Source organism: Pasteurellaceae bacterium RH1A, from assembly GCA_012221805.1.
Classification (GTDB): domain Bacteria; phylum Pseudomonadota; class Gammaproteobacteria; order Enterobacterales; family Pasteurellaceae; genus RH1A.
The window spans coordinates 968,942-994,675 of sequence record CP015195.1 but is presented as its reverse complement, the minus strand read 5'-3'; the positions used below and the strand labels follow the sequence as shown (position 1 = coordinate 994,675).

Sequence of the window (25,734 nt, the reverse complement as noted above, 5' to 3'; positions counted from 1 at the left end):
CCCCCTTTTTGATCAAGATAAACTCGGACCATGTTAAATAAATTTCTTTCTCTTTCCGCCCTTGCCCTCTGCCCTAGCCTGGCCTTGACGCAATCCTATGTCGTCTATGACTTTACCCATAACAAGGTCTTAGAAAGCCACTTGCCTAATCATATCCAGCCCATTGCCTCTGTGACCAAGCTGATGACGGCCAATGTCTTTTTAGAACACAATAAGAACCCAAATTGCACGGCCTCCATCACCAGCCAGGATGCGGATCATATCAAGGGCACGGGCACTCGCCTGCCAAGAAATACACCTATTTCCTGCCATGAATTGCTCAAGGCTATGTTGATCCACTCCGACAACTACGCCGCCCACGCTCTTTCTCGTGCAGCAGGCATGAGCCGGGCCAAATTTATTGAGCAGATGAACAAAACCGCCAAGAAAATTGGCATGAAATCCACCCGTTTTAGCGACAGTTCTGGCCTGTCTGCGAGCAATGTTTCTAATGCCATGGACTTGGTTAAGCTGGCCAAATATTCCATGCAAAAGCCTAAAATCCAGGCTCTGTCTAACACCAAATCAACCTATATTCGGGCAGGCAACAAGATTATTTTGATGGAAAACACCAACCGTTTGGTGAGGGAAGAATTGTTTGAGGCGGCGGTCAATAAAACCGGCTATATTCGGGAGTCGGGCTATAATCTGGTGTTTGTTAATAAATATAAGTGCAACAAGGCCATTATTGGGGTGATTAGCTTAAATAATCGGGGGCCAAATGCCAGGGCCAATTTCACACGAAGCAAGTTACAGCAATATGGTTGCCCAACCTTAACAACCAATTATGTGGCCCAGCGAGCCAGTTAAACACAAAAAACCGAGTAAATATCTACTCGGTTTTTCTTTGCAAATTTTTGGCCATTTCCGACCGCTTGCTAATCCCGCTTTTTACTCAAAAGCCACCAAACGATAATCAGGCATAGAAGGCTTGGTATCAGGGTGCCGATGGAAACTGGCAGCCAGGTGGCAATCAGGCTCATGTTGCCAAAGACGATATTGGCCACATAGAAAACGAAGCCGGCGATAATGCCGATAACGACTTTCGCCCCCATGGTGGAGCTTCTAAGCGGGCCGAAGATAAAGGAAATGGCCAAGAGCATCATAACTGCCATAGAAACAGGCTGGAAGACCTTGCGCCAAAAGGTGATCTCAAAACGTTTTGGGTCTTGGCCTGTATCCTTGAGGAAGCCCACATAGTCGGCCAAGCCCGAAATGGACAGAGACTCTGGCTTGAGGGAAACAATCCCTAGCTTACTTGGGGTAATAGTGGTTTGCCAAGGCAGATCGGCCTGTTTGCCTTGCTCAATCATATTCTCAGCAATTTCAGACTTTTCCACGCCCTTGAGCATCCATTTATCCGCCTCATAAACCGCTTGATTGGCCTGTAAGACCGATTTTAATTCACGATCTTCAAACTCATAAATGGTTAGGCCATGCAAATCGGTTTCGCTATTAATTCGGCGAATATAGACAAATTGATTGCCATCCTTGGCCCAGAAGCCGTTGGTGGTGGACAGCATGGTGCCGCCACTTTGGGCAATGGAACGCATATTACGGGCGAATTGTTCGGTTTGTGGCACGCCCCATTCACCAATCACCATAGTAAAAATTACCAGTGGAATGGCAGTTTTCATCACTGCCAAACCAATGCGGAAACGGGAAAAGCCCGAGGCCTGCATAACCACCAGTTCGCTACGGCTAGCTAGAGTGCCTAGGCCCATCAAAGACCCCAAGAGGGCTGCGATGGGGAAGAAGGTTTCCACATCGCGGGGAATGGTCAGGAAGGTGTAGTAGGCAGCCTTCAGCCCATCATAGGAGCCTCTGCCCACATCACGAAACTCTTCCACAAATTTGATAATGGCCCCCAGGCCCACCAGCATAAAGAGGGTCAGCATGATGGAGGCTAAAATGGTCTTGCCGATATAACGCTCTAAAACATTCATTTCCTAGCCCACCGCTTTTTTACTGGTTAAACGATAACGAAGTGCCGACATGGTGCGGCTGTCCCAAGTGTTCAAGATCAGGCCTAAAATCAAGAAGGCAATCGACACCAGCGGCATCAAGATACTGGCATCCAACTTGCCTGCCGAGCCTGATGATTTTAGCGAGCTTTGCAGCAAGAAGTAGATCAAATAGAGCAGGAGAGCCGGCAAGAGTTTGGCAAAACGGCCCTGGCGAGGGTTTACGCTGCTCATAGGCACAGCCAAGAGTGCCATGAGGGGAACAGCCAAAATCAAGGCCAAGCGCCATTGCAATTCAGATCGTGCTTCAGGGCTTGGATCATCAATCAACTTCATAAAATCAGCCCGCTGAACCAATTTTTCATTGGATTCCACGTTTTGATAGCCTAAGTAGGCCGAGTATTGGTCGAAATGGGAAATGCGGAAGTCTGCCGTTTTGGGCGTGCCTTCATAGCGAGTGCTGTTGGTCAGGGTCAAGAGCTGGTCGCCATTAGGCAAGCCTTGTAAGCTGCCCGATTCAGCCACCACTGCAGACGGACGGTTTTTCTTTTGCTGATCTGGCTGGAAAACATAGACATCATTAAGGGTATTTTCGCTGATGTTCTCAATAAAAAGCACATAGCCACCTGCCGACATAAACTGGCCTGCGGAAAGAGCAGCAAAACGAGGGTTGGCCTTGGCTTCGGCCAGCATTTCGCTCTGCTTATTAATGGCCCAAGGGGTCAGCCAAAAAACGTTATAGACAGCCAAAGCGGTGGTAAGGACAGACAACAAGAGGGCAGATTTGACCAGAATGCCCTGCCCCACGCCCACGGCCTTCATAACCGTAATTTCACTTTCGGCATAAAAACGGCCCAGGGTCAGCAAGAGGGCAATAAAGAGGGAAAGGGGCAGCATAAGCTGGGCCATGGTCGGCATACCCAGGCCCAAAAGGCTGACCACCAAATCAGCAGGCACCTTGCCGCTGACAGCAGAACTCAGCACCCTTACTAGCTGCTGACAGAAAAAAATGAGCAGCAGGATAAACAAAATAGCCAGCTGGCTCTTAAAAATCTCTTTGGTTAAATATCGGCTTAAAATCACAAGCTTCCCTTGTTTGGCTGGAAGTAAAAATCTATTTCTTAAACGGCTTATTTTAGCCTGACTGGCGGAAAAAATCACGCAAAAACATGGCCGCTTACCGCCTCTTTGTGGCCAAACAAGCGGGTAAGTTCCGCCATTTTTTTGCAAAAAAGGCTCTTTACGCTTTTTTGCTTGCATTTTTGGCCAAAATCCCGCATTTTAAGCCTATTCACTTAAAAAGAGGGTTAATCATGGAATTTAGTGTGAAAAATGGCAGTGTGGAAAAACAACGCACGGCCTGTTTAGTGGTGGGGGTTTATGAGCCTCGCCGCCTGTCTCCAGCGGCTGAACAACTGGATAAGCTCAGTGAGGGCTATTTGAGTTCTCTGCTCCGCCGAGGGGATTTAGAAGGCAAGGTTGGCCAATTCCTTTTACTGCATAATGTGCCTAATGTGCTGGCCGATCGTGTGCTTTTGGTCGGCTGTGGCAAGGAGCGGGAATTGACCGAGCGCCAGTACAAGCAAATTGTGCAAAAAATGGTGCAAACCCTGAATGATACAGGCTCTATGGAGGCCATCAGCTTCTTGACCGAACTGCACGTTAAGGGCAGAAATGTCTATTGGAACGTACGTTTTGCCATTGAGGCCATTGCAGAGAGTGTTTATGCTTATAATGAATTTAAGAGCATTAAGCCCGAAATTCGCCGAGAACTGAAAAAAGTCGTCTTTAACGTGGCTAACCGCAAGGATTTAAGCCTGGCTGAAGCAGCTTTAGAGCAGGCCAAAGCGGTTTCCTTGGGGGTAAAAGTGGCGAAAGATGTGTCCAACTGCCCGCCTAATGTCTGCAATCCTGCCTATTTGGCCAAGCTGGCCCAGGCCATGGCCACAGATTATGCCAGCGTCCAAACCCAGATTATTGATGAAGCCGCCATGGCCCAGCTGGGTATGAATGCCTATTTGGGCGTGTCACAAGGGGCCAAAAACCCGGCCTTTATGTCCATTATTGAATATAAGAACCACCCCAACCCTGAGGCCAAGCCCATTATTTTAGTAGGCAAGGGTATGACCTTCGATTCAGGCGGGATTTCCATCAAGCCTGCTGATGGCATGGATGAAATGAAATACGATATGTGCGGGGCGGCAGCTGTTTACGGCACCATGAAGGCCGTGGCCGAGTTAGGCCTGCCCCTTAATGTAATTGGCGTGCTAGCCGGCTGCGAAAATATGTTGGGCAGCGATGCCTACCGCCCAGGTGATATTCTGACCACCATGTCTGGCCTAACGGTTGAAGTGCTTAACACCGATGCCGAAGGCCGTTTGGTGCTCTGCGATGCCCTAACCTATGTGGAACGCTTTGAGCCTGAATTAGTGATTGATGTCGCCACCCTGACAGGAGCCTGTATGGTGGCACTCGGCAATCACAACAGCGGCCTGATTTCCCCCCACAACGGCCTGGCCCACGACCTCCTCAATGCCGCCGAACAGGCTGACGACAAGGCCTGGCGCCTGCCTATGGGCGAGGAATATCAGGAGCAACTCAAATCCAACTTTGCGGATTTGGCCAATATCGGCGGGCGTTTGGGCGGGGCTATTACCGCAGGGGTCTTCCTGTCCAATTTCACCAAGAAATACCCTTGGGCCCACCTAGACATCGCCGGCACAGCCTGGAAATCAGGCGCCGCCAAAGGCGCAACAGGGCGGCCAGTTTCCCTCCTGACCCAGTTCTTAATTAACAAGGCCCAGGCCTAGGATCAGCAAGCGGTCTGAATTTGCAGGTTTTTAACAAATTCAGACCGCTTGTGTTTTATACCGCCAATCTACTCTTCAGTCTCAAGTAAATCGTCTTCTTCCACCTTCTCAACTTGCGGCGGGTTATCGCACAGGTAATTAGCCAACTTGGCATAATCCGCCAAGCTCAAATTCTCGGCTCGGGCGTTTAAGTCTATCCCTAAGGCCTCCAACTCTTCTGGGCTAAAGAGGGCTGAAAGGGCATTACGCAGGGTCTTGCGGCGTTGGTTGAAGGCTTGAGTGGTGACACGGTTAAGCCAATAGACATCCTTGACTGGGTGGGGTAGGGTCTTGTAAGGCACCAGGCGTACCACGGCAGAATCCACCTTTGGAGCAGGCCTAAAGGCGGTTGGTGGCACTTCCAACACAGGCATAACCTGGCAATAATATTGGGCCATAATGGTTAAGCGGCCGTAAGCCTTGCTGTTAGGGCCGGCACACAGGCGTTTGACCACCTCTTTTTGCAGCATAAAGTGCATGTCCTGAATTAAGTCGTGGAACTTAAAGAGATGGAACATCAGCGGGGTGGAAATGTTGTAAGGCAGGTTGCCGAAAACCCGCACCCGTTGCTCGCTTAAATCCAGGCTTTCAAAGTAGTCACGGAAATTAAAACGCAGGGCATCTTGCTCAATAATGGTCAGCTTGTGGTTTAAAAAAGGGTGATGACGGAGGCGTTCAGCCAAGTCACGGTCTAGCTCCACCACAGTGAGGTGATCGACACGTTCAGCCACAGGCTCGGTTAAAGCGCCCAAACCTGGGCCGATTTCCAAGAGATGCTGGCCATTTTGAGGGTGAATGGCGGAAACAATGCCGTGAATGATGTTTTGATCGTGCAAAAAGTTCTGCCCGAAGCGTTTACGGGCCGTATGGCCTAGGTGTTTTTTAGAATTATTGCTCATTTTTTTCCTTATTTTAAAGAAAGCAAAGAACCCCGCTCAAGGGCGAGGTTCTTCACTTCACAAATCTTATTTTATATATTCAATATGGGCAACCTTGCGCAAGGCCTTGACCCAGTCTTTAGAGGCTTCTGCCGCTTGGGAATTAACAATTTGCTCATAGGCCTTCTGGCGGTAGGCGTCTTCTGTGCGGTCACCTGTGCGGGTGTCGGTCACTTTCAAGACATGCCAGCCAAATTGAGATTTAAAAGGCGCAGAAATCACCTCTTTTTTGCTGGCTCTGGCCACCTTGGCAAAGGCAGGATCGTAAGCATCTAAGAAGTTCCAGCCCAAGTCACCGCCATCCGCACCTGATAAATAATCTAAAGAATTAGCCTGTGCAGCGGCTTCAAAGGTGGTCTTGCCTGATTTGATGTCAGCCACGATTTCATTTAATTTAGCCTTAGCCTGGGCATCATTTAAGATTGGGTTAGTCTTAATCAGAATATGGCTAACTCGGTGTTCTGTGCCAGACACAGCTTTCAAGTTACCCTTGGCCTTGGCTTGTTCAATCATCTGCATGGCCTTGGCTTGCACATCTTCGGCGCTTACTTGAATGGATTGGCCAATAGCTTGCTGTTGCACCTGCTGCATCATAAGCTGATTGGCAATTTGTCTGCGATAGGCCTGCAAGGTAATGCCTTGGTAGTCTAGGGCATCCAATAATTGGCCATAGGTGATGCCGTTTTGAATGGCGATATTTTCAATGATTTGATCAACCTGAGCATAATTTACCTTGACGCCAGATTGCTGGATAGCACGTTGCACCAAGTAGTCATCAATGGCCTTGTCGATAGCTTGTTGATCACTGACGCCCTTGCCCTTAAAACGCTTGGCCTGGCTTTCCATGATCATATAATCATCAACAATGGCAACCACACGTTCAGCCGCCGCCACAATCTGGCTGGCACTAAAGAGGGCAATAAAAGCAACAAAAAAAGATTTTGCTGAAGTGAATTTCATTGGTTTATTTCCTTTTTATGAAGGGTGGCATCCCACCGAATTAGCTTGGCATTAGAGCAAACAAGGTGCAAAAAGTTCCCCCTAGAGGGATTGAATTTTCTTGATCACATTGCTGGTCGAGCAACCGTTCTCAAAGTTCAGCACCCGCACCTGGCCACCATTGGCCCAAACCTCTTGGCTACCGGCAATCTCTTCAGGCTTGTAATCCCCACCTTTCACCAGTAAATCAGGCAGGATTTGGCCAATCAGACGCTGTGGTGTGTCTTCTGTGAAAGGCACTACCCAGTCCACCGAAGCCAGCCCAGCCAAGACAGCCATACGGGCATTGAGATCGTTAATCGGGCGGCTCTCGCCCTTTAAGCGTTTGACCGATTCATCGCTATTAACCGCCACAATCAAGCGATCCCCCAGTTTACGGGCATTTTCCAAATACGAAACGTGGCCTGGGTGGAGAATATCAAAGCAGCCGTTGGTCATCACGATTTTTTCGCCCCGAGCCTTAGAGGCCTCAACCAAAGCAATCAGATCGGCTTCTGACACGGCTCCAAAGCCGGTTTCCGTGCGTTGGTGAATGGCATTTTCTAGTTCGGTCACGCTAACCGTTGAAGTCCCCAATTTACCCACAACCACACCTGCCGCGGCATTGGCCAGGTAGCAGGCCTCTTCCATTGGACGACCATCGGCAATGGCCGTGGCCAATACGCTGATAACCGTATCCCCTGCCCCTGTCACATCAAAGACTTCCTTGGCTTGCGTTGGCAGGTGATAGGCTGCCTGATTAGGGCGAAGTAGGGTCATGCCCTTTTCAGAACGGGTGACCAACAAGGCGGATAAGTCATAATCCGCAATCATTTTCAGGCCCTTTTCGACAATCTCTTCATCCGTTTTGCAAGGGCCGGCCACGGCTTCAAATTCCGACATATTAGGCGTTAGCAAGGTAGCGCCACGGTAGCGTTCAAAATCTGTACCTTTTGGGTCAATCAGCACAGGCACCTTGGCCTGACGGGCTAGTTTAATCATCTCCTGCACTGCACCCAGGGTTCCCTTGCCGTAGTCTGAGAGGATCAAAGCCCCGCAAGCGGTCAAATCTTGGGCTAATTTTGCAAGCAGAGGCTGGCTGTCCACATTGTGGAAACCCTCCTCAAAATCCAAGCGTAAGAGCTGCTGGTGGCGGGAAAGAATACGCAACTTGGTAATGGTCGGGTGGCTATCCACCGCAACACAATGGTTGTGAATATGGTGAGCATTTAAGAGCTTGTCCAAGGCCTGGCCGGCATCATCCTGGCCAATTAAACCATGTAGGGTAACTGGCACATTGAGGCTAGCGATATTCATGGCCACGTTGGCCGCCCCGCCTGCCCGCTCTTCAATGTCCTGCACCTTGACCACTGGCACAGGCGCTTCAGGCGAAATACGGTTGGTTGCACCAAACCAATAGCGGTCTAACATCACATCACCAAGCACCAAGACCTTAGCCTGCTTAAATTGAGGAGAATATTGCATCATCATTTTCTTATTCCATCAGTCAAAATTGAGCGGATTTTAGCATAAATTAGAGGAAAAAGCAGGGTTAGATCAGTTTACGATTTTCTTCTGTTTCAGGCATTAAATCTAGCTTACCCATCAAGACCTGATCCAAGTCCTCCTCTGGGTTGCCTGTTACCAAGAGCTGATCACCGTAGAAAATGGAATTGGCCCCTGCCATAAAGCACATGGCCTGCATTTCCTCAGTCATCCCGCTGCGGCCTGCCGAGAGGCGGACATAGCTTCTCGGCATAGTAATGCGGGCAACGGCAATGGTGCGGACAAATTCCGTCCAGTCCAATTCTTCCGCATCGGCCAACGGTGTGCCTTCCACCTTGACCAGTTGGTTAATAGGCACAGACTCTGGCTGCGGATCAAGATTGGCCAGGCTGGCAATAAAGCCTGCCCGCTCTTTGCGGGTTTCGTTCATGCCCACAATCCCACCACAACAGACTTTCAGGCCTGCCTTGCGCACCTTGCCTAGGGTGTGGATACGGTCGTCAAAAGTACGGGTGCCGATGATCTCGCTGTAATGTTCAGGAGCTGTGTCCAGGTTATGGTTATAGTAGTCCAGGCCGGCCTCTTTCAGATCTTCTGCCATGCCGTCTTGTAACATACCGAAAGTGCCGCAGGTTTCCAGGCCCAAGCCCTTAACGGCCTTGATAATTTCGGTGATCTTGGCCACATCTTTGGGCTTCGGCCCCCGCCAGGCTGCCCCCATACAGAAGCGGCTGGCTCCACGGGATTTGGCAATCTTAGCCTTGGCCACAATTTCATCAATTTCTAGGAGTTTTTGGTTCTGCACGCCAGTTTGATAGCGGGCAGATTGGGGGCAATAGCCACAATCTTCTGGGCAGCCGCCAGTTTTGATGGACATAAGAGTAGAAAGCTGAATGGCCTGAGGGTTAAAATTTTGGCGGTGGATTTGGGCGGCCTTAAAGACTAAATCCAAAAAAGGCATTTCAAATAAAGCCTCAACCTTGCAGACCGACCAGTATTCCAAGGTTGGGTGCGGGGTCAAAGAATAAATTTGTAGGGGTTGGTTAAGCATGTGTTCTCCTTTTACAAGCGGTTCCAAAACCGAAACATTTTGCAATTTAGCCTATTTTTTCTGTTTAGCAAATCCGACTATTGGCGGGCCAGGCGTAAATTTTGCGGTATTTGCTCAAAATTAGAGCGAAATGGATTGATATCCAAGCCACCACGGCGGGTATAGCGGGCGTAAACGGTCAGTTTTTCTGGCTCGGCGAATTTCATCAAGTCACAGAAAATCCGCTCCACACATTGCTCGTGAAACTCATTATGCTCTCGGAAGGAAACCAAATAACGCAAGAGCTTGGCCCTGTCTAGGCGTTTGCCCACATAGTGAATTTGCACCGAACCCCAGTCTGGCTGGTTGGTAATGAGGCAGTTGGATTTGAGCAGGTGGCTGACCAAGGTTTCCTCACAGACTTCGCCCATGGCCACATCTTGCAAGTGCTGGTCACAAAAATCATAGCTATCGATGGCAATATCCTGCTCATCTAAGAGCTCCCCCGCCAAATCAGCAATGGCCTGGCCTGTATAACTAGACAATGAGTGAATGTTTACCTTAACCGCTCCCTTGGCACACTGGCTTAAATCCCGAGCTAAGACCGCTTCCACTTCATCTTTGGAAGCAAAGCGGGTTTGGTTAAAACTGTTTAAATAGAGCTTAAAACTCTTGGACTCCACCAGATTTTCACTTTGAAAATCAAGGGCAACATCGGCAATAGCCACCTGTGGCAGGCCCTTGGGGTTGAGCCAAGACAGCTCATAAAGGGTCCAAATATCGGCGCCAATACTAAAGGGCTGGGCTTCTGTAATGCCCAAGCCATCACGGTTAAGCTTACGGGGCACGGCCTGCAAGAGGCTGGCATCATACTGGCTTTTATAATCGGTTTTTTGACCCAGTTTCAGGACTGAGAGAGAAGTATCTTGATAATGCATAAAATTTCAAATAAAAAAGGATTTACAAGCGGTCAGAAAGAGCTGATTTTTTGCAAATCCTTGGGAGTTGACGCCGTGGGTAACAAAGTTACCCACGGTTAAATATCATCATTCCCCTTTGGGGAATGGTTGTTCTTGTTTGCTTCTTTGCCCCAAAGGGGCAAGTTTATGTTTAAAGTAGGGTAACTTGTTACCCTAGGAGGGCATAAAATTACTTGGTACCAAAAATCTTATCGCCCGCATCACCCAAGCCTGGGATAATGTAACCATTTTCATTGAGGTGGCTATCCACTGAGGCGGTGTAAAGCTCAATATCAGGATGAGCCGCTTCCAGTGCCTTAATCCCTTCAGGGGCGGCAACTAAAACCAGCACCTTAATCTGCTTACAGCCTGCCTTTTTGAGAAGATCGATGGTCGCAATCATCGATCCACCTGTAGCCAACATAGGATCAACAATAATGGCCAAGCGTTCTTCTACATCATTAGCAAGCTTGTGGAAATAAGGCACCGGCTCCAAGGTTTCTTCATCACGGTAAATCCCCACCACGCTGATACGGGCGCTTGGAATATGCTCAAGCACGCCATCCATCATGCCTAGGCCGGCCCGTAAAATCGGCACCACGGTCACTTTTTTGCCCTTGATACGCTCAATTTCAACCGGCCCATTCCAGCCATCAATGGTGACCACTTCCGTTTCTAAATCCTTGGTGGCCTCATAGGTCAAAAGGCTGCCCACCTCGGTGGCTAATTGACGGAAGTCTTTGGTATTGACATCGGCTGCACGCATTAAACCAAGTTTATGTTTAACAAGCGGGTGTTTTACTTCAATAATTTGCATGGCGTCTTCCTTTATTATTAAGTCAAAAAATCCTGCCTATTTTAAGCCTATTTTAGGGAAAAGTCGCTGGGTTTTCGCTTTTTCCTGAATTTCTTGACATAAAGCTTACAAATACTTCTCCTTCCAATAACCAATCCACTCCTTCAAAGCCAGCATATTACTGTGCATGGCCCCTGCTTGTGGGACGAAGTGCATAACGTTAAGGCCATAGAAATCTGGGGTGACACCTGCACCTACGCTGGCAGGTAATACCTCAAAGCCCTCCCGCTCAAAGAGCATTTTGGCCCTTTGCATATGCCATTGATTGGTAACGACAATAATCCGCTTAATCCCTTCTTTTTCTAAGATCTGCTTGGTGTAGCGGGCATTTTCCTTAGTGGTCTTGGCCTGGCTTTCTACCCATTTGGTCGGCACATGGAAGAAGTCCTGCAATTCACGGGCCATAACTTGAGCTTCAGAGGTGCCATTGGCGGCCGATCCTGTGGCCAAGAGGGGGAGATTTGTTTCCTTTTGCAGGTAAGCTGCATAACGCAAGCGTTCAAGCTGAATGGCGTTGGTGGCCAGTTTATGGTAAAGCTCCTTGCTGTCCCGAAGACCGCCGCCCAGCACCACAATGGCCTGGGCAGAACGGTAGTCGGCTAGGCTCAAGCCATCTTCTTCCACCAGGCTGTCGCCTAATTTTTGGGAAGTGTAGGGAATGCTAAAGGCATAAAGGATAAAAATGCCCAAGAAGGTGGCGGTGGCTGCCAGTTTCTTGAAATCGAAAAAGCCCAAAATAAGGGCTAAAAGCCAGAGCAGCAGCACATTAAAGGGCGGCATGATCATGGCGGTGATAATTTTGGTTAATTCAAACATAGACTTAAATAAGAGGGAAAGAGGACTTATTATTCTGTAATCCTTATGGCTTGTCTATATGAATGTTGCTAAAATACGCCCTCTTTTCAGCCTACAAGCGGGAGTAACCATGAAAAAAATTGCAATTATTACAGCTCGAGCAGGGTCTAAGGGCCTGCCTAATAAAAACGTTCTCTTAGCCGATGGCAAGCCGCTCATGGCCTATTCCATTGAGGCGGCCCTGGAGTCTGGCGAATTTGAAAAGATCATCGTCAGCACCGATTCGCAGGAGTATATCGACCTGCTTTCCCACTACCCGATTGAGTTTATCAAACGGGCGGAACACTTGGCATCCGATAAGGCCAGCTCCTTTGTGGTGATTGAAGATGTGCTACAACAGTATTCTGACTTGGACTTTGACTATTTTGTCCTGCTTCAACCAACCTCCCCCCTGCGTACCGCTCAACATATTCGGGAAGCCAATGCCAAATTTGAAGATAACTTCGACAAGTTTGATTTCTTGGTTTCGGTTTCTGATGCCCATAAGCCAACAACCCTGACCCGTGAAATTGACCAAGATGAGAGCCTCAAACGCTTTCAACTGGACTATTCCAACTACACCCGCCAGCAACACCACCCTGAATATTCGCCAAATGGGGCGATTTTTAGTGCCAAACCACAGGCTTATTTAGCCCAAAAGCATTTTTACGGGGCCAAATGCTTGGCTTATTTTATGCCTAAGGCTGTTTCAATTGATATTGATGAAAAGCTTGATTTTGAATATTTTCTCTTTCTCTTACAACAACAAAATAGAGAGGCTTTCTTAAAAGATATTATCCAGCGTAATATTCAAGTCAAAATTGCCAACTTTAATCAGGTTGAACCCATTACGCTGATTGGCCATTCTATTTTAGACTACTGGCCAATTAAGCAATTAAATGGCCAAGCAGTGAATAACTTGGGTGTGGCAGGCATTACGGCCAAGCAATATATTGATTGGATTTTGGAGCGAGGCTTAATTAAGCAATTAGGTGAAAAAGTGGTATTGATGTTTGGCACCAATGATATTACTAAAGCCAATTGGAGTGACCAGCAAATTTTGGCTGATATTAAGCAGGTTATTGAAGGCTTAAAAGCCCTTAATCCTGCTGTAAAATTCTATTTCCTTGAAATTACCCCAACAGCCTTTAGGGTAGATCGGCAAAATAATGATATTCGCCTCTTAAACCGTTATTTAAAAGATAATTTAAAAGAGGTGGTTTGGGTGAATTTAGACCGAGCCTTTAGCGATAAATATCATAAATTAGATTTGGCCTATAGCTATGATGGCCTGCACTTAAATGAGGCAGGTTATCAGCTATTAGAAAACATCCTTGAGCAAACCTTAAATGAAAGCTGTTAAGGATAGCCTGATTTATTTGGTGGGAGAGCTGACCGCCAAAATGTTCCCCTTCCTGCTCCTACCCTATTTGTCCCGCAAATTAGGGGTAGAAGGCTTTGGGGAACTGTCCTACTACCAAACCTACCTCATGCTCTTTGCCATTGTGCTGGGCTTGAGCCAAGACGGGGCCATTGCCCGCTATTTCTACTTTTATGGCAAACGCTCCCTGAACTTGGTGCTGACCACAGGCTATGCCTACACTTTGACGGTGGGCAGCCTGTTCTTGGCCGCTTGCTTATTTTTCAAGTCTGAAATCATGGCCTATGTGACCCTCAATGCCCTGGTTCAAGCCCTCTTAAATGTGCAATTAAGTGTGCGGCAATGCCAAAAACAGGCCCTGGCCTATATGGTTATTCAATTGGTTTTGGCTATTGTGTCAGCCCTGATTACTGTGGCTATGCTGGAATTTTTCCAAACAGATTTGGTGGAAAAACGCCTATTGGCCATGTTATTTGGCAGCCTTTTTACCTTTGTGCTGGCTTATTTGCTTTATCGTCAAAAAACCAGGCTTAAAGCCTTCTCTTTTAAGCAATATAAGATTGCCCTTTTCTATATTTTAGGCTTTGGCCTGCCCTTGGTTTTACACCAGGCCAGCCATTTTTTAAAGGGCCAATTAGACCGTATTTTTATTTTCCACCAATTTAGTCAGGCGGATTTAGGCCTATATGCCATGGGAGCGCAAATTGCCTTTGTCTTAATGGTGGCCATTCAAGCCATCAATAAAGCCACCCTGCCGCATTTTTATGAGGCCTTAAAAAAAGGAAAAATCAGCATTAAAGAGGTGCACAAGTGGATGTGGGCCTCCTTCTTACTGGTGCCACTGCCCGCCCTTATCATGTGGCTAATTCCTGAAAGCCTGGTGACTTGGATCTTGGGCAGCCAATTTGTGGGCACCAAATACTATATTATCTTATTTTTGCTTTCCACCATGCTAGTTGTGCCCTATTTAATCTTGGTCAATTACCTTTTTTATTATGGCAAAAATAAACTTATTTCACTTTGCTCGGTCTTATCTACTATTATTTATGTAGTAAGTTTGATGCTTTTGACCCTGACCCAAATCCAATATATTCCTTTTGCGGGTATGATCGGGTCACTAAGCCTTATTCCTATTTTATATTTTATGACAGCCAAGGTAAGCAAAAGCCTATGAATTTAATTATCTGCTGCACGCCCTTACAGGTGTTGATTGCCGAAAAAATTATTGATCTTCACCCCAAGCAAGCCTTTTTTGGGGTAGTGCTTTCAACCGTATCTAATAAAAAGTTTGATTATTATAAGGAACGTTTAGCCCAAAAATGTGCGGGCTTCTTTTCCATGGTTCAACTAAAGGACAGAAAAAACCTGCTCAAACAAATTCTCTTGCTCAAAAAGAAATTTAAGGGCAAACAATTTGATCAGGTTTTTGTGGCCAATCTTAATGAGCTACAAATTCAATTTCTTTTAAGTGCCATTAGTTTTAAGCAGCTCAATACCCTAGATGATGGCACGGCCAATATTATTCAAAGCAGTATTCTTTATCAGCCAGAACCTAATGGCTGGGTGCGTAAATTAACAAATTGCTGCTTGGGCAATAAATATAGTTTAGAGAAATTAAAGGCTATTTCCCAAAAGCATTACACCCTATATGCAGGCCTGCCCAATATTATTGCCAATACTCAATTTGTGAATATTATGCCAAATTTAACCGCTTGCGAACCTCAAGAGGAAATCGCCCTTTTATTAGGCCAGCCGCTTTTTGATGAGGATAAGGCTAATATTGAGCTGGCTGAAAAAGTGGTTAAAGCATTTAATATTAACCATTACCTGCCCCACCCTCGGGAAAAATATCAGGTTCAGGGCGTAACCTACATTGACACCCCCTATATTTTTGAGGACTATCTGGCCCAAGAGTGTAAGAATAAGCGGGTTAGGGTTTATACCTATATCAGCAGTGCAGTTTTAAATGTAATGAATAATCCTAATGTGGAAATTATTGCCCTCAAGGTTGAAACCGATGTACCGGCCTACCAGGCCACCTATAAATTATTTGAGCAGATGGGCATAAATATTGTGAATATTGAGAAATAAGATGAAGAAATATTTAATTTCCTTGGACAAGGACAGCCAGCGGCGGGCGCTTTTTTTTAAGCAGGATCAGACCCAAGATTTTCAGGTCTTTTCCGCCATCAATACCATGCAAAAGGATTGGGAAGAACTGGCTCAGGCCTTTAATCTGGCGGCCTTTAAAAGCCACTATGGGCGGGAAGTAACCAAGGGCGAAATTGGCTGTACCTTAAGCCATTTGGGCCTTTATGCCTTAATCGCTCAAGATCAGGATATTGCTGATCAAGAATACTGCCTCATTTGCGAAGATGATGCTCTCTTTCATGCCGATTTTCACTCAACCCTAGCCAGCCTTATGCAGGTGGAAAATCAGGCTGATTTAATTCTGGTTGGCCAATCCAAAATCGCTGATTTTACGGACTGGGAGCTAGAAATCAATTACCCGATTTTTGCTGGTTTGGCGAAAAAAATTGGCCAGACGGGCTTTAAAGTGGCCTATCCTTATAAGAATTATTTTGCTGGCACGGTGGCTTATTTAATTAAAAAATCGGCGGCTAACAAGATTTTAGCCTTGGGCGGGATTGATAATTCCCCCCCTCAGCCCTTCGGGCAGCTCCCCCGTAAACGGAGGGAGCGAAATGTGCAAAGATCTCCTTCCCTCCACCCGCTTGCGGGGGAGGTGCCGAAGGCGGAGGGGGGAAGCCCTACTGGTTAGCCGATGATTTTATTTTATTTGAACAAAAGGCAGACTTAGCGATAAAGGTCGTCCGCCCCCTCATGGCCATTGAAAACCCAGCTTTGCAAAGTAATTTACAGGCAGCCCGAGGATCTGAACGTAATAATCTCCTTAAAAAATTAGCCAAGTATCCCCTAAAGAAAGCCCTGGCCTTTAAGCGTAATTTAGGAAAATAACATGTCAGCCCTTTTTAATTTATTTTATATTTACGACCCCTGGTTCTTTCATGTTTTACGAATGGCCTTTGTGGTTGGCCTCTTGGCCTTGGCCATTTTAGGTCTTAAATACCTGAAAAAAGACTTACCCCAGGGCTTAAATATCCCCCTAGACAGCCTGGGTGCTATTTTAGGCTTGATTGGCTTTAGCTTTATCCCGCTTCTAATCAACGGCAGCCAGGATTTTTCGGTGGTTATCCAATATAGTAAGATCCTCATTCTCTTTACCTTTGGGTTGGGGATTTACCAGCTTTTTTACTGCCACCCAGCCGGCCAGCTTCAAGTGATTAGAGATCTTAAAATCGGGATTGGCCTTCAGGCTCTAATTGGTTTCTTGGCCCTAATGGGCCTACCTTTTATGGTGGATATGCTCTTAGGCACCAATGCCATGATGCCGCGTTTTTTTGGCTCCGAGCAGGAATATCGTTTATATAATATTACCTCCTCGGCCTTTTTCCAGCTCAGTCTTTTTTATTTGGTGCTCTTACATTTTTTATTGGCCTATAATGCTAAACATAATAGCATTTCCAGCCTTTTCCTTTTTTTAATGCTTTGTATTGGCCTTATTTCAGGCCGAACCTTTTTAATGCTGTCGGTTATCAGCATTTTACTCTATTTCAAATGGCGCTATTTACCAGCCCTGATTGCCTTTGGCCTCTTAATTATTGGCCTGGCCCTCTATATGCCAGAACATCGCTATGTTGAACACGCCTTAGAGCCGCTGATTAATATTATCAAGATGATTAAGATTAGGTTTTTTGGCTTCCCAGTAGAAACAATTACCCTCAGTGCTTCGGCCGATAATTTAGTGCAAAACCACCTCTATTTGCCAGAGCCTAAACAACTTTTAATGGGCGATGGCTATTATTACACGTCAGAGGGTAAATATTACGGGGCAACTGATTCAGGCTTTATTCGCCAAGTGCTTTATGGTGGTGTTCCTTATTTATTGGCCTGTGCGGCTTTTACTTTTTATTTTGTTTATCGACTGGCACAAAATTGGTTTAATGGCTCTTGGAAATTTATTTTATCCCTGATGTTTATTCTCTCCATTTGCCATATTAAGGCCGACACCTATGCCTTCCCGGGGCTTATGTTGGTTTTGATTATGTTTTTATCCCTCTTTGGCCCAGCGGGCAAGCAAATGATTTTATTTAAGCGAGGTTAAGGGTGTTTAGTATTATTGTTCCCTCCTACAATCGCCAGCAGGAGATTGTGGATTTATTAGGCAGTTTGGCCCAGCAAACCTGCTTTAATTTTGAGGTCGTGATTGTGGATGATTGCTCCCTCACTCCAGTCAATGTAGAGGGGAATTATCCCTTTGCCGTCAAACTTATCCGCAATCAAACCAATATGGGGGCGGCCCAGAGTCGTAATATCGGGGCTCAAGCGGCAGGCCAGCCCTGGTTGCTCTTTTTAGATGACGATGATCGCTTTATGCCACAAAAATGCCAGCGTTTGGCCGAGGCGCTAGCCCAAGCTCCACATGCCAATTTCGTCTATCACCCAGCCAAATGCCAGATGGTTAATGAGGGCTTTAGCTATGTGACCCAGCCCTATGAGGATGTCAATGACTTAACCCTTGAGAACATCCTGCGGGCTAATAAGATCGGCGGCATGCCCATGATTGGGATTAGGAAGGACTTTTTTAGCCAAGTGGGCGGCCTGTCGGATCAACTACGCTCTTTGGAGGATTATGACTTCCTCCTCAAGGTGGTGTCGGCTCCAGGCTTCCAGCCCCTTTATATTGATGAGGCCCTGACCCTTTGTGCTTTCCACACCAAACGGGCCAGCGTTTCAACCGACAACACCAACACCCAAAAGGCCATTGATTATATTACCGCCACCTATATTCAAACCGAGGAACAGGCCCGCAATTTTGCCCTTAACAGCCAATATATGCTGGCCTATCCGCAAATGATGAACTTGTCCCGCCGGGCAGCCGGCCATTATTGGGCCATGTTTAAATTAAGTAAAAATATCAAAATGGCCTTGATTAGTTTAATTATTTTGATTTCGCCTAAACTGGCCCTGAATTTAAAAAGGTTCTTCTAATGAAATTTTCTGTTTTAATGTCCCTTTATATCAAGGAAAACCCTCAATATTTGGATGAAGCCCTCCAAAGCCTAGCCAAACAAAGCCTGCCTGCGACTGAAATTGTCTTGGTGTTTGATGGGCCGATTACCGATGAACTTGAAACGGTTGTGCAAAAATATAAGGATCTTTTACCGCTTGTGGAAGTCCGCCTGCCGCAAAATCGGGGACTCGGCCAGGCCTTGAATGAGGGCTTGAAACACTGCCAATATGACTGGGTTTTTCGGATGGACACGGACGACATCTGCCTGCCAGACCGCTTTGCCAAACAGGTGGCCTTTATTGAGAAACAGCCTGATACCGTGATTTTTGGTGGCCAGATTGCTGAATTTGGCCGGGATATTGAGGATATTGTCAGCTACCGCCGAGTACCAACCTCAGCCCCAGAGATTGTGGCCTTTACCCAAAAACGCTGCCCCTTTAACCACATGACCGTGACCTACAAGCGGGACAAGGTACTGGAGGCCGGCGGTTATCAGGACTTGCAGGAGGACTACTACCTCTGGATAAACCTAGTCGCCCGCCACCCCCAAGCCGTGGCCAATTTGCCAGATTTATTGGTTTATGCCCGAGTGGGCAATGGCATGGTCGGCCGCCGCCGAGGGCTGGAGCAGGCCAAGGCCGAGTGGCGGCTTTTTAAGCTCAAACAAGCGGTCAAAATGCAGGGATTTTTTGCAGGCTTTGCCACCTTCCTCCTGCGTTTTATCCCCCGCCTGCTCCCGCTAGGCCTGCTCAAATGGGTTTATGGCCTAGTCCGAAAATAGGCTCACTTCAATCAAACGGCTGACGACCTGTCCAGCCGTTTTTTCTTTGATGACCTGCCAGCTTTCAGGCAGGGCTAAAGGCGGGTGATCCTTTTCAGTTTCCACATATATCAGGGCCTGATCTGCCAGCCAGCCATTTTCTGCCAGATCTTTTAAGACCTGGGGCACTAAGCCTTGATGAAAGGGCGGATCAACAAAGACCAGATCAAAGGGCTGGCCACTGTTTTTTTGAGCCAGATAGGCCAGGCTGTCGGTCTGTACCACGCTGCCATTTTCCACCTTCAAACTCACCAAATTCTGTTTAAGCAACTTGGCCGCATTTGCAAATTTTTCCAAAAAGACCACCGCTTGCGCCTGGCGGGAGAGGGCCTCAATGCCCAGTGAGCCACTGCCCGCAAAACAATCCAAGCATCGGCTGCCGGCTACATCATTCATCAGCCAATTAAAGAGGGTTTCTTTGACCCGATCAGTGGTCGGCCGCAGCCCCTCGGCATTCAGGACGGGCAATTTCCGCCCCCGCCAGAGGCCTGCAATCACCCGCACCTCACCCAGCGGGCGATTTTGTGGGGAGGAAGTACGATTTTTTTTCATAGTCTTTCTATTCAATGGTAAACTAGCGGGCATTTTACGTTATTCATGATTAAGAGAGCAAATTATGTCAGAGAAAAAGAAAAAAGGGTTTTGGTCTTGGCTTGGTTTTGGCAAGAAAGAGGAAGAGGCCCAAGCCCAGCCTGAAGTACAAGAAAATGAAGCAGGTATTCAAGAAAATACGCAACCTGCTCAAGATCTAAAAGAAAAAGTTGAAGAGTTTGCCCAAGAGGCAGAAGAAAAAATTGAAGAGGTTGAAGCCGCTCTTGAGCAAGAAGCCCAGGCCCTTGAAGAAGCCATTGAGGAAAAAGCAGAAGCCGTCCAAGCCTTGGTCGAGCAAAAATTAGAAGTGCCTGCTGATTTTGTTGAAGAAAAGGCGGAAGCTATTCAAGAATTTGTAGAAGAAAAAATCCAAGAAATCAGCCAGGTTTTTGAAGAGGAGCCTGAACAAGCGGTTGAAAACACCGAAGATCTTGCAAGTGAGAGCCCTGCCCACCATTCAGATACTTCATCTGATCTTGTGGAGGAGCTTGAGCCAGTGGTGGGCAAGGATATCCAGCCTACAAATGAACCTGAAGAAGAACTTGAAAGCACTTCAGACGACTACCAAGAAAAACCTAGTGAAGGGGGATTTTTCAGCCGTTTAATCAAGGGGCTAATTAAAACTAAACAGAATATCGGCTCAGGCTTCCGCAACTTCTTCCGAGGCAAGAAGATCGATGATGAGCTCTTTGAAGAGCTAGAGGAACAGCTCCTAGTGGCTGATTTGGGCATGCCAACCACCACCAAAATCATCAACAACCTGACCCAGCATGCCAGCAAACAACAGTTACGGGACGCCGACCTGCTCTACCAACAATTAAAGGTTGAACTGGGCGAGGTGATCAAACCCGTGGCCCGGCCCCTGGTTTTGGAAGACAAGAAACCTTATGTGATCTTGATGGTGGGCGTAAACGGTGTGGGTAAGACTACCACCATCGGCAAATTAGCCCGCAAGTTCCAGGCTGAGGGCAAATCGGTTATGTTGGCCGCTGGCGATACCTTCCGGGCAGCGGCGGTGGAGCAGTTACAGGTTTGGGGCGAACGCAATAATATTCCTGTGGTGGCCCAATCAACAGGGGCAGATTCGGCCTCGGTTATTTTCGATGCCATGCAATCAGCCTCTGCTAAGGGGATTGATGTTCTCATTGCCGACACCGCCGGCCGTTTGCAGAACAAGAATAACCTGATGGACGAGCTCAAGAAAATCGTACGGGTCATGAAAAAATACGATGAAACCGCCCCGCATGAAATTATGCTGACCCTAGACGCAGGCACCGGCCAAAACGCCATTAGCCAGGCCAAGCTCTTTAATGAGGCAGTGGGGCTGACCGGCATTACCCTGACCAAACTGGACGGCACAGCCAAGGGCGGAGTGATTTTCGCCATTGCTGACCAGTTCAAGCTGCCAATCCGCTACATCGGCGTGGGCGAAAAAATTGACGACCTACGGGAATTCAATGCGGACGAATTTATCGAAGCCCTCTTTAGCCACGAGGAAGCCTAATGCCCATTATCTTAGGCATAGACCCTGGCTCCCGGGTCACAGGCTACGGGGTTATCCGTCAGACGGGCCGGCACTTGGAATACCTGGGCAGCGGGGCCATCCGTACCCAGGTGGAGGACTTACCTAGCCGGCTTAAAAAGATCTATGCTGGCGTGAGCGAAATCATTACCCAGTTTCAGCCAGATATGTTCGCCATTGAGCAGGTCTTTATGGCCAAAAATGCCGACTCCGCCCTCAAGCTGGGCCAGGCCCGTGGCACAGCCATTGTGGCTGCGGTCAATCAGGACTTACCCGTGTTTGAATATGCCGCCCGCTTGGTCAAACAAACCGTAACGGGCATTGGCTCAGCGGACAAGGTGCAGGTGCAGGATATGGTAACCCGCATTTTGCAACTGTCCGACAAGCCCCAGGCCGATGCCGCCGATGCCCTGGCCATCGCTATCACCCACGCCCATTCTATTCAACATTCCCTGACGGTTGCTAAGCAGAGTAGCCAGGCTGTCAGCAGTGAACGGGAGCAGATTTTAGCCCTGATGAAAACCCGCTATAGCCGGGGGCGGTTTAGGTTGAAAGGGTAAAAGTGATGGCTCCATCAAATTAGGAAAATTATGCCCTTTTTCGACACCCACACCCATCTTGATTTCTTAGCCCAAGACACAGGTGAAAGCCTTTCTCGCCTCATTAACAATGCTCAGGCTGCTCGTGTCGAGCGGATGTTGGTGGTGGCCGTTTTTGCAGAAAATTTCGATAAAGTGACCGCTTGTAGCCGGGCAGAACCTGAATATATTGTCTATGGCCTGGGCCTGCATCCGCTTTATATTGAAAGGCACAAACTAGCCGATCTTGAATTGCTGGAAAGGCGTTTAGCAGAGAAGGATCCTCACTGCACAGCAATCGCCGAAATCGGCCTAGAGCGGGCAGTGGAGGCGGTTATCACGCCAGCGCTCTGGCAAAAACAGTGCGACTTTTTAGAAGCCCAACTGGCCCTGGCCAAACGCTTTAACTTGCCAGTTAATTTGCACAGCCGCAAGAGCCACGAACAGCTTTATGCCTTCCTCAAACGGGCTAGTCTTCCCCAAACTGGCGTGGTACACGGCTTTGCAGGCAGTTATGATCAGGCCAAACGTTTTGTCGATTTGGGTTACAAAATCGGCGTGGGCGGTACCATTACCTATGCTAGAGCCAACAAAACCCGCCAAACCATCAGTAAACTTCCGCTGGACTGCCTGCTCTTGGAAACGGATGCACCTGACATGCCTGTCTTTGGCTTCCAAGGCCAAATGAACCGGCCAGAACGCTTGGCGGTTAGCTTTCAGGCCTTGTGTGAATTGCGAAGCGAAAGCTCAGACCAGATCGCAGAACAAATTTGGGCCAATAGCCAGATTTTTTGGCCAGCTTAGGAAAAATTTAACAAAAAGCCTTATTTTCCCTTGAAATTTCAAGCCATTAGGCCTATCTTTCAAGTAGTCTTTATTTGTTCCACCCCAACTTCAAGGAGCCGCCTATGTTTGAAATCTTCGATTTCGCCCCCGCTATTTTCTTTGTGATTTTGGCCCTGGTTGTCTTAATTTCCACCATCAAAACCGTACCCCAGGGCTACCACTGGACGGTGGAACGCTTCGGCCGTTATACCAAGACCTTAACACCAGGTTTAAATATTGTTGTTCCTTTTATTGACAGAATTGGCCGTAAAATCAATATGATGGAGCAGGTTTTGGATATTCCTGAACAAGAGGTGATTTCCAAGGACAACGCCAGCGTCTCCATTGATGCAGTTTGCTTTGTGCAGGTTATTGATGCCCGCCGGGCGGCCTATGAGGTGACTTATTTGGATCAGGCTATTATCAACCTGACCATGACCAATATGCGGACTGTGCTAGGTTCTATGGACTTGGACGATATGCTCTCCCAGCGGGACTTAATCAATAGCCGCCTGCTGACCATTGTTGATGAAGCCACCAACCCATGGGGCGTAAAAGTCACTCGGATCGAAATTCGTGATGTCCGCCCGCCAAAGGAGCTGATCGATTCCATGAACGCCCAAATGAAGGCCGAACGGAATAAGCGGGCTGATATTCTTGAAGCCGAGGGTATCCGTCAGGCCGAAATCCTCCGAGCCGAAGGGGAAAAACAGGCCCGTATTCTCAAGGCGGAAGGGGAACGGCAGGAAGCCTTCTTGCAGGCTGAAGCCCGGGAACGTGCGGCTGAAGCCGAAGCTAAGGCCACCCAAATGGTGTCTGAAGCCATTGCCTCAGGCGATACCAAGGCCATCAACTACTTTATCGCCCAAAAATACACCGAGGCCATTCGGGAAATTGGTTCTGCCGACAACAGCAAAGTGGTACTTATGCCGCTTGAGGCCGGTAATTTGATCGGCTCGGTGGCTGGTATTGCTGAATTGCTTAAGGGCGATAAGAAGGCCTAACAAGCGGTTGAATTTCAAGAAAAATTTGCAAATTTATGGGGTAATGATGAAAGAAAGTGAGGTGGTTGGTGAGCCTGTCGAACCATAAGCCGAACTTCATTGCCCCAAAGAAAGGAGAAATAAATGAACTGGTTTTCCGCTTGGACAGCCTGGCTATGTGCAGGCTTTGTTCTCTTAATTTTAGAAGCCATCATTCCTGGTGTATTTATTATGTGGTGGGGGCTGGCCGCCTTGGTAGTGGCGGGCTTAAGTTACCTGATGCCTGAACTGGCACTGGGCTCCCAAGCCATTATTTTTGCCCTCTTGGCCATCGCCTTCAGCCTGGTTTGGTGGAAAATTCAACACAAGAAAGACCTCCAAGCAGACCAAACCGAGCCGCTCAACCAACGTGAACGCGCCCTCATCGGCGCCAAGGGCACCATTGTGGAAATCCTAGAAAACGGCACAGCCCGAGGCAAGTTTGGCGACACCACTTGGCGGGTGGCTGGCGGTTCTTTTGCCCTAGGCGATGTGGTTGAGGTGGAAAGGGTGGATGGGATAACTCTCTTGGTCAAGAAGCTCGCTTAACCGCCTATCAACACAATTATTTGCACCAATCAGGCCGATTGATTACAATAACCCTCTTTTTATTTTGGGTTTTCGTGGGGAAAAATGACGATTTTAGCACTTGGCATCAATCACAAAACGGCTTCGGTGGCCTTGCGTGAAAAGGTGGCCTTTGTCGATAGCAAGCGTGAGCTGGCCTTTGAGCAGATTCGCGCCCAAAACCTTGCCGAAAGTGCCGTTATTTTATCCACCTGCAACCGCACCGAACTCTATTTCCACCATTCGGAAATCCCCCCTCAGGAAGACAGCCCCGCCAATCAGGCCTGGCGTGAACAGTGCTTTAACTGGTTTGCCGAAATCCATGGCCTAGACCGCCAAGAGCTGCGGGAATGCCTCTACTTCAAGCAAAATATGGACACCGCCCGCCACTTGATGAAGGTAGCCTGTGGCTTGGACTCTCTCATCTTGGGCGAGCCGCAAATTTTAGGCCAGGTCAAACAGGCCTACCAATACAGCGAGGCCTTCCACCAAGCCCATGGTTTGCAAATTACCAGCAAGCTCTCCCGCCTCTTCCAAAAAACCTTTGCCACCGCTAAACGGGTGCGGTCGGAAACCGACATCGGCAGCAGTGCTGTGTCCGTGGCCTATGCGGCCTGTGGCCTGGCCCGGCAGATTTTTGATAACTTTGGCAAGCTCCGCTTCTTGCTGGTCGGGGCGGGTGAAACCATTGAGCTGGTGGCCCGCTACCTGGTTCAACACGGGGCCACCAATATTATGATTGCCAACCGCACCCAGGTGCGGGCTGAAATGCTGGCCGAAAAAGTTGCCCCGATGCAGATTTTGTCCTTGAGTGCCTTGCAGGTGGGCTTAAATCAGGCCGATGTGGTTATCAGCTCCACCGGCAGCCCCGATCTCTTAATCAGCAAGGAAATGGTGGAAACGGCCCAAAAGCAACGCCATTTTGACCCACTGCTCCTCATCGACATCGCTGTACCAAGGGATATTGACGAGCAAGCCGGCCAGCTAGACGGCGTTTATGCCTACAGTGTGGACGACCTTCAAAACATCATTCAACGCAACCTGGCCCAACGGGAACAGGCGGCAGAAGAAGCAGCTAAAATTGTGGAAGAAGAATGCAAGGCTTTTTTTGAATGGCTCAAGCAGCAGCAATCCAGCGACCTGATTAAACGCTTCCGCCAGGCTGCCGAAGACAGCCGCCAAGGCCTCTTGGAAAAGGCCCTGCAAGCCCTGCAACAGGGCCAAGAGCCTGAAAAAGTGCTGAATGAACTCAGCTATAAACTAACCAATAACCTGCTGCACAGCCCCACCCAGGCCCTGCAAGCCATGGCCAAAGACGGCAATGTAAAGGGCCTACAAAGTTTTTCACAGGCCCTGAAATTAGAATCTTAACTATTTGAT

General features: G+C 48.0%; 25 protein-coding genes. 15 read left to right on the top strand and 10 right to left on the bottom strand.

All coding sequences use genetic code 11. The annotated features are described in order from the left end of the window. The first annotated feature begins 30 nt into the window (after nt 1–30). Nucleotides 31–849: a D-alanyl-D-alanine endopeptidase gene (locus A4G20_04655; GenBank protein QIW15670.1), complete on the top strand. Its 819-nt coding sequence runs from the start codon at nt 31–33 to the stop codon at nt 847–849. A 68-nt stretch (nt 850–917) separates the two neighbouring features. Here A4G20_04655 and A4G20_04650 read toward each other — a convergent pair whose 3' ends face one another. Next, on the bottom strand, nt 918–1,985 hold the full coding sequence (locus A4G20_04650) for a lipopolysaccharide ABC transporter permease LptG (protein ID QIW15669.1): 1,068 nt from the start codon (nt 1,983–1,985) through the stop codon (nt 918–920). A gap of 3 nt (nt 1,986–1,988) precedes the next feature. Then, the gene (locus A4G20_04645; protein QIW15668.1) at nt 1,989–3,086 is read right to left on the bottom strand and encodes an LPS export ABC transporter permease LptF; all 1,098 of its coding nucleotides are present in this window, start codon (nt 3,084–3,086) and stop codon (nt 1,989–1,991) included. Nucleotides 3,087–3,316: 230 nt separating this feature from the next. Between A4G20_04645 and A4G20_04640 the strand changes: the two genes are divergently transcribed. Beyond that, nucleotides 3,317–4,813 (top strand): leucyl aminopeptidase, encoded by a 1,497-nt coding sequence (locus A4G20_04640; protein QIW16852.1) that lies wholly within the window; start codon nt 3,317–3,319, stop codon nt 4,811–4,813. Between the two features lie 68 nt (nt 4,814–4,881). Here the strand turns inward: A4G20_04640 and A4G20_04635 are convergent, their stop codons facing one another. The 7 genes from A4G20_04635 to A4G20_04605 all read right to left on the bottom strand — a co-directional run bounded on the left by A4G20_04635 (nt 4,882) and on the right by A4G20_04605 (nt 11,935). Then, the gene (locus A4G20_04635; GenBank protein QIW15667.1) at nt 4,882–5,751 is read right to left on the bottom strand and encodes a 16S rRNA (adenine(1518)-N(6)/adenine(1519)-N(6))-dimethyltransferase; all 870 of its coding nucleotides are present in this window, start codon (nt 5,749–5,751) and stop codon (nt 4,882–4,884) included. A gap of 66 nt (nt 5,752–5,817) precedes the next feature. Beyond that, on the bottom strand, nt 5,818–6,750 hold the full coding sequence (locus tag A4G20_04630) for a peptidylprolyl isomerase (GenBank protein ID QIW15666.1): 933 nt from the start codon (nt 6,748–6,750) through the stop codon (nt 5,818–5,820). A gap of 81 nt (nt 6,751–6,831) precedes the next feature. Continuing rightward, complete coding sequence (locus A4G20_04625) at nt 6,832–8,259, bottom strand: bifunctional heptose 7-phosphate kinase/heptose 1-phosphate adenyltransferase (GenBank protein ID QIW15665.1); 1,428 nt, start codon at nt 8,257–8,259, stop codon at nt 6,832–6,834. Nucleotides 8,260–8,320: 61 nt separating this feature from the next. Beyond that, nucleotides 8,321–9,325, bottom strand: a complete 1,005-nt coding sequence (locus A4G20_04620; protein QIW15664.1) for a biotin synthase BioB — start codon at nt 9,323–9,325, stop codon at nt 8,321–8,323. Nucleotides 9,326–9,402: 77 nt separating this feature from the next. Continuing rightward, nucleotides 9,403–10,242 carry an NADPH-dependent 7-cyano-7-deazaguanine reductase QueF gene (locus A4G20_04615; GenBank protein ID QIW15663.1) on the bottom strand — a complete coding sequence of 280 codons (840 nt, stop codon included), beginning with the start codon at nt 10,240–10,242 and terminating at the stop codon, nt 9,403–9,405. Between the two features lie 211 nt (nt 10,243–10,453). Continuing rightward, a complete protein-coding gene (locus A4G20_04610) occupies nt 10,454–11,080 on the bottom strand; it encodes a uracil phosphoribosyltransferase (GenBank protein QIW15662.1) in 627 nt (208 codons plus the stop codon). A 105-nt stretch (nt 11,081–11,185) separates the two neighbouring features. Continuing rightward, nucleotides 11,186–11,935 carry a hypothetical protein gene (locus A4G20_04605; protein QIW15661.1) on the bottom strand — a complete coding sequence of 250 codons (750 nt, stop codon included), beginning with the start codon at nt 11,933–11,935 and terminating at the stop codon, nt 11,186–11,188. A 109-nt stretch (nt 11,936–12,044) separates the two neighbouring features. Here A4G20_04605 and A4G20_04600 point away from each other — a divergent pair, with 109 nt between their 5' ends. The 7 genes from A4G20_04600 to A4G20_04570 all read left to right on the top strand — a co-directional run bounded on the left by A4G20_04600 (nt 12,045) and on the right by A4G20_04570 (nt 19,210). Continuing rightward, nucleotides 12,045–13,316, top strand: a complete 1,272-nt coding sequence (locus A4G20_04600; GenBank protein QIW15660.1) for an acylneuraminate cytidylyltransferase — start codon at nt 12,045–12,047, stop codon at nt 13,314–13,316. Next, a complete protein-coding gene (locus tag A4G20_04595) occupies nt 13,303–14,508 on the top strand; it encodes an Lsg locus protein 1 (protein ID QIW15659.1) in 1,206 nt (401 codons plus the stop codon). Before A4G20_04600 ends, A4G20_04595 begins: the two co-directional genes overlap by 14 nt. Continuing rightward, on the top strand, nt 14,505–15,425 hold the full coding sequence (locus A4G20_04590; protein ID QIW15658.1) for a CMP-N-acetylneuraminate-beta-galactosamide-alpha-2, 3-sialyltransferase: 921 nt from the start codon (nt 14,505–14,507) through the stop codon (nt 15,423–15,425). Before A4G20_04595 ends, A4G20_04590 begins: the two co-directional genes overlap by 4 nt. A gap of 1 nt (nt 15,426) precedes the next feature. Next, nucleotides 15,427–16,116 (top strand): hypothetical protein, encoded by a 690-nt coding sequence (locus tag A4G20_04585; protein QIW15657.1) that lies wholly within the window; start codon nt 15,427–15,429, stop codon nt 16,114–16,116. A 198-nt stretch (nt 16,117–16,314) separates the two neighbouring features. Next, nucleotides 16,315–17,520, top strand: a complete 1,206-nt coding sequence (locus tag A4G20_04580) for a hypothetical protein (protein ID QIW15656.1) — start codon at nt 16,315–16,317, stop codon at nt 17,518–17,520. A gap of 2 nt (nt 17,521–17,522) precedes the next feature. Next, entirely contained in the window at nt 17,523–18,407 is an 885-nt protein-coding gene (locus A4G20_04575; GenBank protein ID QIW15655.1) for a glycosyltransferase, read from the top strand. Then, complete coding sequence (locus A4G20_04570; GenBank protein ID QIW15654.1) at nt 18,407–19,210, top strand: amylovoran biosynthesis protein AmsE; 804 nt, start codon at nt 18,407–18,409, stop codon at nt 19,208–19,210. The genes A4G20_04575 and A4G20_04570 overlap by 1 nt, the downstream gene beginning before the upstream one ends. Here the strand turns inward: A4G20_04570 and A4G20_04565 are convergent. Then, the gene (locus A4G20_04565; GenBank protein ID QIW15653.1) at nt 19,196–19,801 is read right to left on the bottom strand and encodes a 16S rRNA (guanine(966)-N(2))-methyltransferase RsmD; all 606 of its coding nucleotides are present in this window, start codon (nt 19,799–19,801) and stop codon (nt 19,196–19,198) included. The two genes, A4G20_04570 and A4G20_04565, sit on opposite strands and share 15 nt — an antisense overlap. Before the next feature lie 64 nt (nt 19,802–19,865). On the opposite strand from A4G20_04565, the gene A4G20_04560 reads away from it, so the two are divergent. From A4G20_04560 to A4G20_04535, 6 genes are all read left to right on the top strand, one after another. Beyond that, nucleotides 19,866–21,344 (top strand): signal recognition particle-docking protein FtsY, encoded by a 1,479-nt coding sequence (locus A4G20_04560; protein QIW15652.1) that lies wholly within the window; start codon nt 19,866–19,868, stop codon nt 21,342–21,344. Continuing rightward, on the top strand, nt 21,344–21,922 hold the full coding sequence (locus A4G20_04555) for a crossover junction endodeoxyribonuclease RuvC (protein ID QIW15651.1): 579 nt from the start codon (nt 21,344–21,346) through the stop codon (nt 21,920–21,922). The genes A4G20_04560 and A4G20_04555 overlap by 1 nt, the downstream gene beginning before the upstream one ends. A gap of 30 nt (nt 21,923–21,952) precedes the next feature. Next, a complete protein-coding gene (locus A4G20_04550) occupies nt 21,953–22,744 on the top strand; it encodes a deoxyribonuclease (GenBank protein QIW15650.1) in 792 nt (263 codons plus the stop codon). Between the two features lie 104 nt (nt 22,745–22,848). Further along, on the top strand, nt 22,849–23,769 hold the full coding sequence (locus A4G20_04545; GenBank protein QIW15649.1) for a paraslipin: 921 nt from the start codon (nt 22,849–22,851) through the stop codon (nt 23,767–23,769). A gap of 123 nt (nt 23,770–23,892) precedes the next feature. Continuing rightward, nucleotides 23,893–24,336 (top strand): hypothetical protein, encoded by a 444-nt coding sequence (locus A4G20_04540; GenBank protein ID QIW15648.1) that lies wholly within the window; start codon nt 23,893–23,895, stop codon nt 24,334–24,336. Between the two features lie 84 nt (nt 24,337–24,420). After that, on the top strand, nt 24,421–25,725 hold the full coding sequence (locus A4G20_04535) for a glutamyl-tRNA reductase (protein QIW15647.1): 1,305 nt from the start codon (nt 24,421–24,423) through the stop codon (nt 25,723–25,725). Nucleotides 25,726–25,734: the final 9 nt, after the last annotated feature.